The sequence below is a fragment of the Bradyrhizobium sp. Leaf396 genome, assembly GCF_001424605.1.
GTDB lineage: Bacteria > Pseudomonadota > Alphaproteobacteria > Rhizobiales > Xanthobacteraceae > Bradyrhizobium > Bradyrhizobium japonicum_C.
The window spans coordinates 64,735-81,136 of record NZ_LMQJ01000003.1 but is presented as its reverse complement, the minus strand read 5'-3'; the positions used below and the strand labels follow the sequence as shown (position 1 = coordinate 81,136).

The 16,402-nt window shown below is 65.5% G+C and carries 13 protein-coding genes; 8 read left to right on the top strand and 5 right to left on the bottom strand.

What is annotated here, in order from left to right:
* Positions 1-19: 19 nt before the first annotated feature.
* The 5 genes from mmsB (at position 20) to ASG57_RS04030 (ending at position 5,886) form a co-directional block, all read left to right on the top strand.
* On the top strand, positions 20-1,018 hold the full coding sequence (mmsB, locus tag ASG57_RS04050; RefSeq protein ID WP_283806170.1) for a 3-hydroxyisobutyrate dehydrogenase: 999 nt from the start codon (positions 20-22) through the stop codon (positions 1,016-1,018).
* A complete protein-coding gene (locus tag ASG57_RS04045) occupies positions 1,018-2,736 on the top strand; it encodes an AMP-binding protein (protein ID WP_024338213.1) in 1,719 nt (572 codons plus the stop codon). Before mmsB ends, ASG57_RS04045 begins: the two co-directional genes overlap by 1 nt.
* Positions 2,737-2,810: 74 nt before the next feature.
* Positions 2,811-3,290, top strand: a complete 480-nt coding sequence (locus tag ASG57_RS04040) for a MaoC family dehydratase (RefSeq protein ID WP_024338212.1) — start codon at positions 2,811-2,813, stop codon at positions 3,288-3,290.
* A 272-nt stretch (positions 3,291-3,562) separates the two neighbouring features.
* The gene (locus ASG57_RS04035) at positions 3,563-4,480 is read left to right on the top strand and encodes an SDR family NAD(P)-dependent oxidoreductase (RefSeq protein WP_024338211.1); all 918 of its coding nucleotides are present in this window, start codon (positions 3,563-3,565) and stop codon (positions 4,478-4,480) included.
* A gap of 143 nt (positions 4,481-4,623) precedes the next feature.
* Positions 4,624-5,886, top strand: coding sequence for a BaiN/RdsA family NAD(P)/FAD-dependent oxidoreductase (locus ASG57_RS04030; protein ID WP_024338210.1), 1,263 nt, complete (start codon positions 4,624-4,626; stop codon positions 5,884-5,886).
* Between the two features lie 21 nt (positions 5,887-5,907).
* Here ASG57_RS04030 and ASG57_RS04025 read toward each other — a convergent pair whose 3' ends face one another.
* From ASG57_RS04025 to ASG57_RS04015, 3 genes are read right to left on the bottom strand one after another with little or no spacing between them, the layout of a single operon-like run.
* Complete coding sequence (locus ASG57_RS04025) at positions 5,908-6,987, bottom strand: D-TA family PLP-dependent enzyme (protein ID WP_024338209.1); 1,080 nt, start codon at positions 6,985-6,987, stop codon at positions 5,908-5,910.
* A gap of 3 nt (positions 6,988-6,990) precedes the next feature.
* Positions 6,991-8,802 (bottom strand): ABC-F family ATP-binding cassette domain-containing protein, encoded by a 1,812-nt coding sequence (locus ASG57_RS04020; RefSeq protein ID WP_024338208.1) that lies wholly within the window; start codon positions 8,800-8,802, stop codon positions 6,991-6,993.
* Between the two features lie 2 nt (positions 8,803-8,804).
* A complete protein-coding gene (locus tag ASG57_RS04015; RefSeq protein WP_024338207.1) occupies positions 8,805-9,296 on the bottom strand; it encodes a YaiI/YqxD family protein in 492 nt (163 codons plus the stop codon).
* A gap of 104 nt (positions 9,297-9,400) precedes the next feature.
* On the opposite strand from ASG57_RS04015, the gene ASG57_RS04010 reads away from it, so the two are divergent.
* Positions 9,401-10,201, top strand: a complete 801-nt coding sequence (locus ASG57_RS04010) for a hypothetical protein (protein ID WP_024338206.1) — start codon at positions 9,401-9,403, stop codon at positions 10,199-10,201.
* Positions 10,202-10,323: 122 nt separating this feature from the next.
* Here ASG57_RS04010 and ASG57_RS04005 read toward each other — a convergent pair whose 3' ends face one another.
* On the bottom strand, positions 10,324-12,696 hold the full coding sequence (locus ASG57_RS04005) for a xanthine dehydrogenase family protein molybdopterin-binding subunit (protein ID WP_024338205.1): 2,373 nt from the start codon (positions 12,694-12,696) through the stop codon (positions 10,324-10,326).
* Between the two features lie 209 nt (positions 12,697-12,905).
* On the opposite strand from ASG57_RS04005, the gene ASG57_RS04000 reads away from it, so the two are divergent.
* Entirely contained in the window at positions 12,906-13,979 is a 1,074-nt protein-coding gene (locus ASG57_RS04000; RefSeq protein ID WP_024338204.1) for a Ppx/GppA phosphatase family protein, read from the top strand.
* A 1-nt stretch (position 13,980) separates the two neighbouring features.
* Positions 13,981-14,667: an RlmE family RNA methyltransferase gene (locus tag ASG57_RS03995; RefSeq protein WP_024338203.1), complete on the top strand. Its 687-nt coding sequence runs from the start codon at positions 13,981-13,983 to the stop codon at positions 14,665-14,667.
* A 21-nt stretch (positions 14,668-14,688) separates the two neighbouring features.
* On the opposite strand, the gene ASG57_RS03990 is transcribed toward ASG57_RS03995, so the two are convergent.
* Positions 14,689-16,179: an MFS transporter gene (locus tag ASG57_RS03990; protein WP_024338202.1), complete on the bottom strand. Its 1,491-nt coding sequence runs from the start codon at positions 16,177-16,179 to the stop codon at positions 14,689-14,691.
* Positions 16,180-16,402 lie beyond the last annotated feature (223 nt).

The following is a 16,402-nucleotide window of genomic DNA, read 5'->3' as shown; positions in this document are numbered from 1 at the left end:
GTGAAATCTCGTCAAATCGATGCGGAAGAATTCGGACCACCTCTCCCTGCCGGGGAGAGGTGGTTCCAAAGCTGCCAACTGTGCTGAATTTGAAATAGATCAGCGTCTCAAGCGGGAGGAAACGACAATGGCCACGATCGCATTCATCGGTCTCGGCAACATGGGTGGCCCGATGGCCGCCAATCTGGTCAAGGCCGGCCACAAGGTCGTGGCGTTCGACCTCGTCGAGGCCTCGCGCAATCAGGCCAAGGCCGATGGTGCCAGCGTTGCGGAAAGCGCATCAGGGGCCGTGAAGGGCGCCGAAGTCGTCGTCACCATGCTGCCGGCGGGCAAGCATGTGCTCGGCGTCTGGAACGAGGTCGTCCCCGCCATGACCAAGGGCGCGCTGATCATCGACAGCTCCACCATCGACGTCGAGAGCGCCAGGGCCGCGCATGCGCTAGCTGCCAAGCACGGCGTGCTCTCGGTCGACGCGCCCGTCTCCGGGGGGACCGGCGGCGCCAAGGGCGCAACGCTCACCTTCATGTGCGGCGGCGAAGAGAAGGCGTTCGCGGCCGCCAAACCGGTGCTCGAGAATATGGGCAAGAAGATCGTGCATTGCGGCGGTGCCGGCGCGGGTCAGGCGGCAAAGATCTGCAACAACATGATCCTCGGCGTCTCCATGATCGCGGTGAGCGAGGCTTTTGCCCTGGGCGAGAAGCTTGGCCTTTCGCATCAGGCGCTGTTCGATGTCGCCTCGACCTCGTCAGGCCAGTGCTGGTCGCTGACGACCTATTGCCCGGTGCCGGGCCCGGTGCCGACCTCGCCGGCGAACAACGACTACAAGCCGGGCTTTGCCTCGGCGCTGATGGTGAAGGATCTGACCTTGGCGCAGGACGCGGCGAAGGCTGCGGGCGCGGCGACGCCGCTCGGCAAGCATGCGCAGGAGATTTATCAGTCTTTCGACGCAGCCGGACAGGGCGGGGTGGATTTTTCCGGAATTATCAAGCACGTTAGGAGTCTGGCCGGGAAAGTTTGATGACGACATTTCAGGAAGCGCGCGCGTTTCTGCTAAAGCACCGCACGGATTACGAGGCAGCGGTCAAAGGATTCCGCTGGCCCGATCCGGCTCCTTTCAACTGGGCGCTCGACTGGTTCGACGCCGATCTGGCGGCGAATCCGGACAGCAAGGATCGTGCTGCGCTCTGGATCGTCGACGCCGCGCAGGACAAGCAGACCAAGCTCTCCTTCGCGGCGCTCTCGAAGCGCTCGAACCAGGTCGCGAATTTCCTCCGTGCGCAAGGGCTCAGGCGCGGCGATCACCTCTTGCTGCTGCTCGGCAACGTGGTTCCGCTCTGGGAGACGATGCTGGCGGCGATGAAGCTCGGCGTTGTCGTGATCCCAGCGACCACGCTGCTGACCGCCAACGAACTTCGCGACCGGCTCGATCGCGGCAAGGCGAAAGCGGTGGTGGCGGCCGAGGACCAGGTGGCCAAGTTCGCGAGCCTTGGTACCGAGAATGTCGTCCGCATCGTGGTCGGCGCGGCGCCCGATGGATGGCTGACCTATGACGAGGCAGCGAAAGCCGCGGAGAGTTTCACGCCTGACGGTCCGACCAATGCCGACGACCCGATGCTGCTTTATTTCACTTCAGGCACCACGGCAAAGCCAAAGCTGGTGCGGCACAGCCAGCGCAGCTATCCCGTCGGCCATCTCTCCACCATGTACTGGATCGGATTGAAGCCCGGCGACATCCACCTCAACATCTCCTCGCCCGGCTGGGCCAAGCACGCCTGGAGCTGCTTCTTCGCGCCTTGGAACGCGGGTGCGACCGTGTTCGTGGTCAACCAGCCGCGCTTCGATGCCAAGGCGCTGCTCGCCACCATCGGCCGCTGCGGCGTCACCACGCTGTGCGCGCCGCCGACGGTGTGGCGGCTGTTCATCCAGGAGAACCTGGCCTCGTTCAAGGTGGCCCTGCGCGAGGTCTGCGGCGCCGGCGAACCGCTGAACCCGGAGGTGATCGATCAGGTGCGGGCGGCCTGGGGGCTCACCATCCGTGACGGATATGGCCAGACCGAAACCACGGCGCTTGCCGGCAACTCGCCCGGCCAGAAGATCAAGGTCGGCTCGATGGGCCGGCCGCTGCCGGGCTATCGCGTGCAGATCAGCGATGCCGACGGCAATCCGGCGAAGGAAGGCGAGGTCACGCTGATGCTGGGCGCCGATCGTCCCGCCGGCTTGATGCAGGGCTATCAGGGCGACGACGGCAAGCTGTCTGGCGCCGAAGGCGAGCTCTATCGCAGCGGCGACGTGGTCTTCGAAGACGACGAGGGCTATCTCACCTTCGTCGGCCGCGCCGACGACGTGTTCAAATCATCGGATTACCGCATCAGTCCGTTCGAGCTCGAGAGCGTGCTGCTCGAGCATGAGCTGGTCGCGGAAGCGGCGGTGGTGCCGAGCCCCGACCCGATTCGGCTCGCCATCCCAAAGGCCTTCGTGCTGCTGACGTCGGGCACGGAGCGTTCACCCGAGACCGCGCTCTCCATCTTCAAACATCTTCACACGCGCCTTGCGCCATTCAAGCGCATCCGTCGTCTCGAAATCGTAACCGAGCTGCCGAAGACGATCTCGGGAAAGATCCGTCGCGTCCAGCTACGACGGCTGGAGCGCGACAATGATCGCGACGATCCGCTGCGCGGCCGGGAATTCCGCGAGGAGGATTTCCCGGAGCTGTCAAAGATTCGGGGCGAAAGCTAGGTGAACGAAGAGAGCGCGTCATTCCGGGGCGATGCGCAGCATCGAACCCGGAATGACAGTGGTTGGAGTCATGAATGAACGAAGTCTGGAAGAAGCCGCCCATCACGCTCGAGGCCTATCAGGCCATGGTCGGCAAGGAGATCGGCGTGTCGTCGTGGCACCTGATCGACCAACCCCGTATCGACACCTATGCCGACGTGATCGAGGATCACCAGTTCATCCACGTCGATCCGGAACGCGCGAAGAGAGAGACCGCGTTCGGCACTACCATCGCGCACGGCTTTCTCACGATGTCGCTGCTGTCGATCATGTCCTACGAGGTGATGCCGGTGATCGCCGGCACCACGATGGGCGTGAACTACGGCTTCGACAAGCTGCGTTTCATCTCGCCAGTGCGCGCGGGCAAGCGCGTGCGCGGCCGCTTCGTGCTGGCGGAAGCGAAGCTCCGCAAGCCCAACGAATTGCAGTCCCGCACCAACGTCACTGTGGAGATCGAAGGCGAGGACAAGCCCGCGCTCGTCGCCGACTGGCTCGGCCTGATCTATTTCGCGTAAGTCCCGGCCGGGCTTGACCCGGTCCTCCATCGCTGCTCAAAAAGCCGGTCAAATCGCGCTCGGTGCCCCCTCTGCCCTTGTGGGAGAGGGTGGCTTCGCGGAACGCGAAGCCGGGTGAGGGGTGTCTCTCCACGAACTCGGCTGCCGAGAGATACCCTCATCCGGCGCCGTAGCCGACGCTACGCGTCGGCGTCCATTTTAGGTACGGCGGCCGTAGGCCGCCGATGGCCACCTTCTCCCACAAGGGGAGAAGGAAGAAAGGAAGCACACTCATGGCAATCAGGTTCGACGGACGCGTCGCCATCGTCACCGGCGCGGGCAATGGTCTCGGCAAGGCGCACGCGCTGGGGTTGGCCAGCCGCGGCGCCAAGGTCGTGGTCAACGATTTCGGCGGCGCGCGTGACGGCACCGGCGGCTCGCTGTCGCCGGCGGAGGCGGTGGTTGAGGAGATCCGCAAAGCGGGTGGCACCGCGATGGCCGACGGCGCGGACGTGTCGAATTTCGAGCAGGTCACCGCCATGGTCGAGCGCGCCACCAAGGAATGGGGCAGCGTCGATCTTCTCTGCGCCAATGCCGGCATCCTCCGCGACAAATCGTTCGGCAAGATGGAGGTGGCCGATTTCCAGAAGGTGCTCGACGTGCATCTCGTCGGCACCTTCTATTGCTGCAAGGCGGCCTGGGCCGGCATGCGCGATCGCAATTACGGCCGCATCGTGCTGACGACGTCGTCCTCGGGGCTCTACGGCAATTTCGGCCAGGCCAATTACGGCGCGGCGAAATCCGGCATGGTTGGCCTGATGAACGTGCTGGCCGAGGAAGGCCGCAAGAACAACATTCGCGTCAACATCATCTCGCCCACCGCGGCAACCCGCATGACCGAAGAGCTGCTGCCGCCGCAGGCGCTGCAATTGATGAAGCCGAACGCGATCACGCCGGCGGTCGAGTACATGCTGAGCGAGGACGCGCCGACCCGCACCATCATGGGTGCCGGCGCCGGCTCGTTCGCCGTGATCAAGATATTGGAGAGCGAGGGCATCAACCTGCCGGAATCCGAATGGACTCCGGACGCGGTGGCCGCGCATTTCGCCGAGATCAGCGACATGTCGAAGGCGAGGGCGTTGACGGGTGCCTTCGAGCAGACGCAGAAATATGTGGCGCAAGCCGCGGCAAGGGCGGGCATCAAGCTGTAGTTTTCCGTCATTCCGGGGCGCCCGAAGGGCGAGCCCCGGAATCCGTCCTGCCACCGCCTCTGCCGCCCAATGGATTCCGGGCACGCGCGAGGCGCGCCCCGGAATGACGAGCTAGACGCGAGGACCTGGCCTGGACTCCCGCTATGACATCACCTGACAACCACGTCGCCATCATCGGCGCCGGTCCCGCCGGGCTGATGGCTGCGGAGGTGCTGGCGCAGGGCGGCATCCGCGTCACCGTCTATGACGCCATGCCATCGGCAGGCCGCAAATTCCTGATGGCCGGCCGCGGCGGCCTCAATCTCACCCACAGCGAGCCGTTGCCGCAGTTCATGGCGCGCTATCGCGAGGCGGCGCCGAAGCTGCACGCGGCGATCGCCGCGTTCCCTCCGGACGCGCTACGCACCTGGAGCGAGGCGCTGGGCGAGCCGACCTTCATCGGCACCAGCGGCCGCGTGTTTCCGAAGGCGTTCAAGGCCTCGCCCTTGCTGCGCGCCTGGCTGCGGCGGCTCGATGCCGCCGGCGTGCGCTTTGCGTTTCGTCATCGCTGGATCGGGTGGGACGACGAGGGGAGGCTGGCGTTTCAAACGATCGATGGCACGAAGGCTGTCACTGCCGACGCCACCGTGCTGGCGCTCGGTGGTGCAAGCTGGCCGCGGCTGGGCTCGGACGGCGGCTGGGCGAGCATCCTGGCCGACAGAGGCATCGCCATCTCGCCGCTTCGGCCCGCCAATTCCGGCTTCACAGTTAGCTGGTCCGACGTCTTCCGCGCGCGCTTCGAGGGGCAGCCGCTCAAGGGGATCGCGCTGAGCTTCGGTCTGCACAGGCTTCGCGGCGAGGCTGTTGTCACGCAGTCCGGCATCGAGGGCGGCGTGATCTATGCGCTGTCAGCCGAACTGCGCGAGGCGATCGCCGTGAAGCACGAGGCGGTGCTGCACGTCGCCTTGCGCCCGGACATCGATCAGCTCGAGCTTGCCAGACGCCTGTCCGCACCGCGCGGCAAGCAATCGCTCTCCAACTTCCTGCGCAAGGCTGTGCAGCTTTCGCCCGTCGCCGTCGGGCTGTTGCAGGAAGCCACGATCAATGCAGGCCAGTCGTTGTCGACGATGTCGCCGGAACGATTGGCGGAGTTCATCAACGCCGTGCCGATCAAGCTGACCGGGGTGGCGCCGATTGCGCGCGCGATATCGAGTGCCGGCGGCATCTCGTTCGATGAGCTCGATGCTGATTACATGATCCGCAAGCTGCCCGGCGTGTTCGCCGCCGGCGAGATGCTGGACTGGGAAGCGCCGACCGGCGGCTATCTGCTCCAGTCGTCCTTTGCGACCGGTGCCGCCGCGGGCAGGGGCGCGCTGGAGTGGCTGAAGCGCTACTTACCGTCATTGCGGGCGAGTTCCTCGCAATGACGGTCGCGAAGCAGAGGGCGCCTACCGCAGCTTCCCCCTTGCTGCCACCGGCAGCGTGCCGATGATCTCTTCGCCGCGCACCATCACCACTTCGTCCATCATGTTGACGACCACGCAGACATGGTTCGGCACGATGCGAACGACATCGCCCACATTGGGGCGGGTGTTGCTGCGGGAGAGGTCGAGGAAGCCGTGCTCCTCGGCGAACTTCGCGATTTTCGCTTCGGGGTGCTCGAGGATCAGGCCGTGACCATCGAGGCCGCCGGTATCTGTCGTCAGCGTCTTCGAGCCGGCATCGAGGATGCCGCGCTCGGGCGCGGCGCGGCTCACCACGGTGGAATAGATGTGCAGCGCGCAGTCGTCCCAGCTGGCGACGCCGGCCGCCACCTGCATGCGGTCGTTATAAATATAGGTGCCGAAGCGGTGCTCGGTGCCGCCCTTCAGCTTGCCGAGATTCTTCAGGTTCGGCGTGCCTCCGGTGGAGACGATCTTGGCATCCAGCCCGTGTGCCCGCACGCCGGCCAATGCTTCGTCGTAAAACTTCTGCGCCTCGGCCCAGCCGGTCTCGGTCGGATACAGCATGAAGCCGGCAAACTCGAGTCCCTTCGACCCCGCGATCTCACGCGCCAGCGCAATCGCTTCGGCCGGCGTCTCGACACCTGCACGCTTGCGGCCTGTGTCGCATTCGACCACGACCGAGAGCGTACGCCCTGATGTCGCCGCTGCCTTGGGCAACCCCGCGACGACCGTGGAATTGTCGGCAGCGACCGTCATTTTGGCCTTCGTCTGCAATGCAGCCAGCCGCGCCATCTTCTCCTCGCCGAGGAGATTATAGCTGATCAGGATGTCGTCGATGCCGGCATTGGCCATGATTTCGGCCTCGCCGAGCTTCTGGCAGGTGATGCCCTTGGCTCCGGCCGCGACCTGCATCTTGGCGATGGTCGGGTTCTTGTGCGTCTTGATGTGAGGACGGTTGGCGACTCCCGCATCGTCGCAGGCCTTCTGAATCCGCGCGATGTTGCGCTCGACCCGGTCCAAATCGATGACCGCGCAGGGCGTGCCGTATTCACGGGCGATCTTTGCGGCGAGGGACGTCGTCATGATCTAAGCCTGCTCTATCTCTTCGCGAAGCATTTCAAGTTCGAGCCAGCGCTCCTCGGCGGCGGACAGTTCTTCGTGCGCCTTGGCGATGGCGGCCGATGTATCGTCGAATGTCTTGCGATCCTTGGCATAGAGGTTGGGATCGTCCAGCACGCGCTGCAGCCTTGCAATGTCGGCCTGCAACGTCTCCATCTTCTTCGGCAGCGTTTCCAGCGCGTGCTTCTCGTTGAAGCTCAGCTTCCGTTTGGGAGCGGATGCGGGAGCAGCCGGCCGCTCCTCTTTCTTCTCCGCCACCGGCTGGGCCTTCGCCGTCTCGCGCTTCAGGTCGGCGCCGCGCTGCACCAGCATGTCGCTGTAGCCGCCGGCATATTCGATCCACCTGCCGTTGCCCTCGGGTGCGATCACGGAGGTGACGACGCGGTCGAGGAAGTCGCGATCGTGGCTGATCAGGATGACCGTGCCGTCATAGTCGCCGAGCATCTCCTCGAGCACGTCGAGGGTCTCCAGATCGAGATCGTTGGTCGGCTCGTCGAGCACCAGGAGGTTCGAGGGCTTTGCCAGTGCGCGGGCCAGCATCAGCCGGCCGCGCTCGCCGCCCGAGAGCACTTCGAGCGGCGTGCCGCGTTGCTCCTGCGCGAACAGGAAGTCTTTCATGTAGCCCACCACATGCTTCGGCTTGCCGCCGACCATGATGTGATCGCCGCGACCGCCGGTGAGGGCTTCCGCCAGCGTCGACTTGGGATCGAGGCTTTCACGGTGCTGGTCGAGCGTTGCCATCTCCAGATTGGCTCCCAGCCGCACCGTGCCGGAATCAGGCTGCATCGCGCCGGTCAGCAGATTGACAAGGGTGGTCTTGCCGGCCCCATTCGGGCCGATGATGCCGAGCCGGTCGCCGCGCTGGATCCGGGTCGAGAAATTGTCGACGATCTTGCGCTCGCCATAGGTCTTGCTGATGCCCTTGGCCTCGATCACGAGCTTGCCGGATTGCTCCGCTTCCGCTGCAGCGAGGTTGGCGCTGCCGGCGGTGCCGCGATAGTTGCGGCGCTGGTCGCGTAGCGCATGCAGATTGGCGAGGCGCTTGACGTTGCGCTTGCGGCGGCCGGAAACGCCGTGGCGGAGCCAATGCTCCTCGTCGACGATCTTGCGGTCGAGCTTGTGCTGGTCGCGCTCCTCCTCCGCGAGCACCTCATCGCGCCAGGCCTCGAACGAGGCGAAGCCGCGGTCGATCTGCTTGATCTTGCCGCGGTCGAGCCAGGCGGTGGAGCGGGAGAGATTGGTGAGGAAGCGACGGTCGTGGCTGATGATCACCAGCGCGCTGCGGCGGCTGTCGAGCTCCTGCTCCAGCCACTCGATGGTGGAGAGATCGAGGTGGTTGGTCGGCTCGTCCAGCAGCAGGATGTCGGGCGAGGGCGCCAGCACATAGGCCAGCGCTGCGCGGCGCGCCTCGCCGCCGGAGAGATTGTGCGGGTTCTCCTCGCCGGTGAGTCCGAGCTGCTCGAGGAGATAGCGCGCCTGGTGCTGGTCGTCCCCGGGCGCGAGCCCGGACTCGACATAGGCGAGCGTGGTCTCGTGCTCGCCGAAATCCGGCTCCTGCGGCAGATAGCGAACAGTGGCGCCGGGCTGCACGAAGCGCGTGCCGCCGTCGGGCTCGACGAGGCCGGCAGCGATTTTGAGCAGCGTCGATTTGCCGGAGCCGTTGCGGCCGATCAGGCAGACCCGTTCACTCGGGGCGACGTTGAGCTCGACGCCCGACAGCAGCGGCGTGCCGCCGAAGGTCAACCTGATGTCTTTCAGCTGGATCAGCGGCGGCGCCATGATCAACCCCGACTCGTGGCCGTCGCATCAGCGCGGCGGCGGGCGATCCGGCGCAGCGTCTGGTCGAGTGCCGAGAGGAAAGCGGAACGGTCGCGCGGCGCGAACGATCGAGGCCCGCCGGTGACTTCGCCGGCCGAGCGCAGATCGGTCATCAGATTGCGAACCGCGAGCGTCATTCCAATCGACTCTTCCGTGAATGGTTTGCCGTTCGGCGCGATCACGTCGGCGCCCGCCTTGACGCAGCGGCTCGCCAGCGGGATGTCCGAGGTCACGACGATGTCGCCGGGTCTGGCGCGCTCGGCGATCCAGTCGTCGGCCGCGTCCATGCCGGCGCCTGCGGCGATGCGCTCGATCGATGGGTCCTGCGGCACCCGAATGAAATTGCCGGCGACGACGCTCACCGGCACACCGTGCCGGAGCGCGACGCGATAGATCTCGTCCTTCACCGGACAGGCGTCGGCGTCGACATAGATGCGGGTGGGGGTGTCGCTCATTCGCCGCGTGGTACCCCATCCGGGCCGCAAAGGCGAGGGGATTGACCGCTGTTCCCGGGGGCTTACGATCCACCCTGAAACAAGAATATGGGGAACGCCAAACCATGCCGAACCGGCTCGAAACCTACCGCGTCGAGGCCTACAACACCGCCAAACAATCCGAAAATAAGATGCACGACGATACCGTGGCCCGCCGCTTCGGCTTTTCCGGCGGGCTGGTCCCGGGCGTCGACGTCTTCGCCTACATGATGCACGTGCCGACCGTTCGCTGGGGGCGGGACTTCCTGTCGCGCGGGCTGATCGAGGCGCGCTTCATCAAGCCCGTCTATGACGGCGAGACCGCCGACGTGGACGCGATGGAGCACAACGACCTGCTCACGATCGAGGTGTTCAGCCGCACCGAGCTGTGCGCCACGGGGACGGCGTCGCTGCCGGCGGCTGCGCCGGCCGTCTCGCTGAGCGACTATGTTGCGGTCCCAGCCGTCGCCGAGCGCACGCCGGTCAGCCCCGCGACGTTCGAAACGGGCAAATGGTTCGGCACAACACCCCGACGCTGGGCCGGGCAGGACGCCGCTGATTATCTTGCGGACATCAGGGAGTTCGATCCGATCTTCGCGCGCGAGGGGCTTGGCCATCCCGGCCTGATCCAGCGGGTGATGAACCGCGTGCTGGTCGACAACACCATCCTGGGCCCGTGGATTCACGTCGGCAGCCGCATGCAGCTGTTGTCGGCGGCGCGCGTCGGTGACGAGATCAGTGCGCGCGCCAAGGTCACTGCGAACTACGAAAAGAAGGGCCACCGCTTCGTCGAGTTCGACGCCCTCGTCGTCGCCAACGGCACGACGCCGCTCGCTCATTGCCAGCACACCGCGATCTACCAGCCGCGCGAGCAGGCGGCAGCGTAGGTGTTGACTGTCATTCCGGGGCGGTCCGCGAGGACCGAACCCGGAATCTCGAGGTTCTCAGGTGCGCAAGGTGCGCACCGTAGTTCGATGCGTTGCATCGCCCCGGAACGACGAATCCACCCTTACGCCGCCTTGGCCTTCGCCTCCTGGATCGCGCGCCACACGCGCTCGGGGGTCAGCGGCATGTCAATGTGCTTGATGCCGTACTCGGACAGCGCATCGATCACGGCGTTCACCACCGTCGACAGGCTGCCGGCGCAACCGGCTTCGCCGCAGCCCTTGCTGCCGAGCGGATTGGTCGTGGCCGGCACCGGGTGGTCGCCGACGGTCATGTTCGGCACGTCCTCGGCGCGTGGCAGGGCGTAATCCATCAACGAGCCCGTGATCGGCTGGCCGCTCTCGTCGTAGCGGACATGCTCCATCAGCGCCTGGCCGATGCCTTGGACCACGCCGCCATGGAGCTGGCCCGCGACCAGCATCGGGTTGATCACCGTGCCGAAATCGTTGACCGCGCTGTAGCGCACGATCTGCACCACGCCGGTCTCGGGATCGATCTCGACCTCGGCGACGTGGCAGCCGTTCGGGAATGCGGAGGCGATCGGTTCGCTGGTGTGATCGACGTCGAGCGTATCAGGCACGCCCTCCGGCACCTTGCCGTCATGCAGTTTCTTGGCCAGCTCCATGATGTCGATGCTGCGATCGGTGCCCGCGATCGTGAACCTGCCATCGGCGAATTCGATGTCGGCCTCGGACGCTTCGAGCATATGCGCCGCAGCGCGCTTGCCTTTCTCGATGACCAGCTTTGCCGCGCCAACGATGGCCTGGCCGCTCGCCATGATCGAGCGCGAGCCGCCGGTGCCGTTGCCGGTGTGCACGATGTCGCTGTCGCCCTGCACCAGCTTGATGCTGTCGAAGGGCACCCCCAATTGCGCGCTCAGCACCTGCGCGAACGGCGTGGCATGGCCCTGGCCATAGTCGAGCGTGCCGGTGATGAGCTGCACGGTGCCGTCGGCGTCGAACACGATCTTGCCCAGCTCGGGGCTCGGCGGCGCCGTGACCTCGAGATAGGAACCGACCGCGATGCCGCGCAGCTTGCCGGCCTTCCTGCTTTCCTTCTTGCGCTTGGCGAAATTCTCGTGGTCGGAGATTTCGAGCGCCTTGTTGAATACGGCCTGGAAGTCGCCGCTGTCATAGGTGACACCGGAGGAGGCCGCGAACGGGATCTGGTTCGGCTTGATGAAGTTGCGCTTGCGCAAGGCCAGCCGGTCGATGCCCATCTCGTCGGCGGCGCGGTCGATCAGGCGTTCCATGTAGTAGTTCGCCTCGGGCCGGCCGGCGCCGCGATAGGCGCCCATCAACGTGGTGTTGGTGAGCACCACCTTGATGTCGACGGCCATCAGCGGCGTGCGATAGACGCTGGAAAAATTCTTGCCGGTGTTGAGCGAGAGCGGGCCCGGCGCAACGCCGGTGATGTAGGCGCCGAGATTGCCATAACCGGAAAGCTTCGCCGCGAGGAAATGCCCGTCGGCATCGAGCGCGAGCTCGGCATGGATCTTCTGCGCACGGCCATGGCTGTCGGAGAGGAAGGCGGTCGAGCGTTCATCGAGCCATTTCACCGGGCGGCCCAGCGTCTTGGCCGCGTAAAGGATGCACATATATTCCGGATAGTTGATGTTCTTCATGCCGAAGGAGCCGCCGACATTGGCGGTGAGGATGCGAACCTTCTCGTTCGGCACTTTCAAGTTCTTGGCGAGATTGGTGCGGTTGCCGGCCACGCCTTGCGTCGGCACCTGAAGCGTGTAGCGCTCGGTCTTCTTGTCATAGGAGGCAAGACCGACGCGCGGCTCCATCGAGACCACGGCGACACGGGTGTTCTCGATGTCGAGCTTGGTCACATGAGCGGCGCTGGCAAAAGCGGCGTTCACCTTCTCCGTGTCGCCATAATGATAGTCGAGCGCCACGTTGTTGGGGATGTGGTCGTAAAGCTGCGGCGCGCCGGGCCTGGAAGCTTCCTCAGGATCAGTCACCGCGGGCAGCGGCTCGATATCGAGCTCGACCGCCTCGGCCGCATCACGCGCCTGTGCCAGCGTCTCTGCGACAACGAAGGCGACGGGATCGCCGACGAAGCGGACCTTGTCGGTCGCGAGCGGCTGGCGGTTGGTCTGGCGCAGGGGCGAGCCGTCACGGCTCTTCAGGGGCAGGCCGCAGGTGAAGGGGCCGTAGCCGGCGGCATCGAGATCTTTCCCGGTCCATACCCCCAGCACGCCCGGCATCGCCTTGGCGGCCTCGATGCCGATCCCACGAATGACGCCATGGGCATGGGTGGAGCGGACGACCACGGCATAGGCCTGGCCCGGCAGGTTGAAATCGTCGGTGTAGCGGCCCTTGCCGCGCACCAGCGTGTCGTCCTCCTTCCGGCGGACCGGTTGTCCGACGCCGTACTTTTGCAGTGCAATAGCGTTCTCGAGCGTGGTCGATTTGGTGTGTTCTTGCATGGAATTGACCTGAAAAACCGGCATTTGCGCATTTTCGCGGCAGCAGGGCACCGGACCTCTCTCAGATAACCCACGCCCCCGTTCACGACAACGCACGAATGGGCATGGTCCCATGTGATGCGTTGTTGCGCAGGCCTGCCGCGCTGCTAATGTTTCAAGCGAAAAATCAATTCCAGACCGGCCAGATTGGCCGCGGAAAGACAGTTTGTATGAATGACCACACGCGGCTCGGTGACGGCCATGGGCCGCACGGCGAGCTGGAGGGGTCGATGGCGGCGGTGGCGTTGGCCACCAAACCTTCCATCCCCGCACAGGCGGCGGGAACCGGCGTCTATGCGGCGCTGGACCTCGGCACCAACAATTGCAGACTGCTGATTGCCTGTCCGACCCAGGACGGTTTTCGCGTGGTCGATTCCTTCTCGCGCATCATCCGGCTCGGCGAAGGGGTCTCGGCGACGGGGTGCATCAGCGAAGCTGCGATCGAGCGCGCCATCGCGGCGCTCAGCATCTGCCGCGACAAGATCAATCTGCGGAAGGCGCGGCGGTTGCGGCTGATCGCGACCGAGGCCTGCCGCGCGGCCTCGAACGCGGAGGGTTTTCGCAGCCGCGTTGCCGCCGAGACCGGCATCGAGCTCGAGGTGATCGACCGCGAGACCGAAGCCGCGCTCGCCGTGCTCGGCTGCTCGCCGCTGATCGATCCCAGAGGACGCGGCGCGATCCTGTTCGACATCGGCGGCGGCTCGACGGAGCTGGTGCGGATCGAGCGCGATCCCGCAGATCCGGAACCGCGCATCAAGGCCTGGATGTCGATTCCCTACGGTGTGGTCACGCTCGCCGAGCAGTTCGGCGGTCGGGACGTGACGCCCGGGATCTATGCCGCGATGGAGCAGGAGGTCGCCAGCCATGTCGCGCCGTTCGCAGAAGAGCACGGTCGCGAGCTCGCCGACATGCATCTGCTCGGCACGTCGGGCACGGTGACGACGCTCGCCGGCATTCACCTCAATCTCGCCCGCTACGACCGGCGCCGCATCGACAGCATCTGGATGAACGACGCCGACATCACCGCGACCATCAGCAAGCTGCTGGGCATGAGCTACGAGGAGCGCGCCGCCAACAGCTGCATCAGCGTCGAGCGCGCCGATCTCGTGCTGGCCGGCTGCGCCATCCTCGATGCCATCCGGCGCGCCTTTCCGCTGCCGCGCCTGCGCGTTGCCGACCGCGGCCTGCGCGAGGGCATGCTGGTCGAGATGATGCGCGAGGACGGCGCGCTCAGGAGCTGGTGACATGGCCAAGGACACCACCGGCCGCTTGCACGTCCAGGTCAAGACCGGCGGCAAGCGCAAACTGTCGTCGAAGCTGTGGCTGGAGCGGCAGCTCAATGATCCCTATGTCGCCAAGGCCAAGGCAGCCGGCTATCGCTCGCGCGCGGCTTTCAAGCTCCTCGAGATCGATGACAAGTATCGGCTGTTGAAACCCGGCATGGCCGTGGTCGATCTCGGCGCCGCGCCGGGGGGCTGGAGTCAGATCGCGGCCAAGCGCGTCGGCTCGACGGAGGGCAAGGGCAAGGTCGTCGCCATCGATCTGTTGGAGATGCCCGAGATTCCCGGCGTCGATTTCGCGCAGCTCGATTTCATGGACAATGATGCCCCCGACAAGCTCACCGCGATGCTCGGCGGCAAGGCCGATGTCGTGATGTCCGACATGGCCGCCAACACGACCGGACACCGCAAGACCGACCAGCTCCGCATCGTCGGCCTGGTCGAGACCGCGGCTGCGTTTGCCCGCGATGTGCTCAAGCCGGGCGGCACGTTCCTCGCCAAGACGTTCCAGAGCGGCGCCGATGCCGACCTGCTCGCCCAGCTCAAACGCGATTTTGCAGCGGTGCGCCACGTCAAGCCGGCGGCGAGCCGGCAGGATTCCTCGGAACGCTACGTGCTGGCGACGGGGTTTCGGGGCGGGGAAACGGCGTAGCCGCAAGCTACAGGGACTGCGCTACCCCAGCCGCTGATCCCGCACGTCCTGCGTATCCTCCGACGCCGCCTTGACCGCCGCCTTCTCGGCACCCTTGCCCGCGCCCTTGCGGCTGGCGATCTCGACCGCCTTTCGGCCGGAGATCTCGTGGCCGGCATCGGCGGGCATCTGCCAGAAGAACCAGCTGGACGCCGCCGAGGCCAGCGCGACCACGACGAAAGCCGGCGCGAACACGGTGGCGTTGAGCTCGCTGACATGACTGAACCACATCGTCGTCTCGACGCAGGCCGCACCGAGCGCGACGCCCGCGGAGACCGCCAGCTGCTGGTTGACGCTGACGAGCGTCGTGGCGCGGCTCATCTGCGCGGTCTCGACCTCGGCATAGGCCACCGTGTTGATCGCGGTGAACTCCAGCGAGCGGAAGAAGCCGCCGACCACCAGGATGACCATGATGATGAGCAGCGGCGTCGTCACCGTGAACAGGGCGCAGACGCCGAGGAAGAAGGCGCTGATGATCGCATTCACCGTCATCAGGTTGCGGAAGCCGAAGGTGCGGATGATCCGCGCCGCCAGCGTCTTCATTCCCATGGCTCCTAACGAGGAGGCAAAGGTGACGAGACCCGAATGGAACGGCGAGAGGCCGAAACCGATCTGCATCAGCAGCGGCAGCAGGAAAGGCAGTGCGCCGATACCGAGCCGGAACAGGAAGCCGCCCAACACGGCCGCCCGCAGCGTCGGCAGCCTCAGAAGCGAAAAATCCAGCACGGGCGACCCGGTGCGCCGCGCGTGAATGACGTAGAGCGTCATCGAGATCGCACCACCTGCGATCAACGCGGCAACCGTGCTCCAGGGCAACAGGTTGAGACCGGCAACCGACAGGCCGAAGGCGATACCCGCGAGGCCGATGCCCGCGAGCACCATGCCATAGAGATCGAACGGCTCGCGTTCCTCGCTCTTGATGGGATCGATGTAGCGCAGCGCCATGAAGATGCCGAGCAACCCGATCGGGATGTTGATCAGGAAGATCCAGTGCCAGGATGCGTAGGTCGTGATGAAGCCGCCGAGCGGCGGTCCGATCACGGGGCCGATGAGGGCGGGGACGGTGACCCAGGCCATCGCATTGACCAGCGCGCTCTTGTCGACCGAGCGCAGCAGCACGAGGCGCCCGACCGGTGTCATCATCGCCCCGCCCATGCCCTGCAGGATGCGCGCGAACACGAAGTCGGTGACCGAGGTCGAGAGCGCGCAACCGACCGAGCCGACCATGAACACACCGACCGCGATCGCGAACACCATCCGCGCCCCGAACCGATCGGCGGTCCAGCCGCTCGCCGGGATGAACACCGCGAGGGATAGAAGATAGGACGTGATCGCGAGCTTCAGCGTCAGCGGGCTGGTGCCGATGTCGGCGGCGATCGCCGGCAGCGAAGTGGCGATGACAGTGGAATCCATGTTCTCCATGAAGAGAGCAGTGGCCACGATCAGCGGAATGACGCGTTGCTTGTCGACCATGAGGATCGGTAACGAAAATCGGAAAGGACGGGTGCAGTTTGCGGCTTAACACCGCCGCCCGGCGGCGACCATCGCTGATCGGCGCATGGCACCTAAACCCTGCGTGAAAACGGTGTGACTCTGCGCCTCCGTCATTCTGGGGCCGCCGCTTCCGCTCTCTCATCGTTCCCGGGCATGCTCCGGAATGACGGTCAGGGTGCTGTCGCGTGGGGCCGAGATCGCC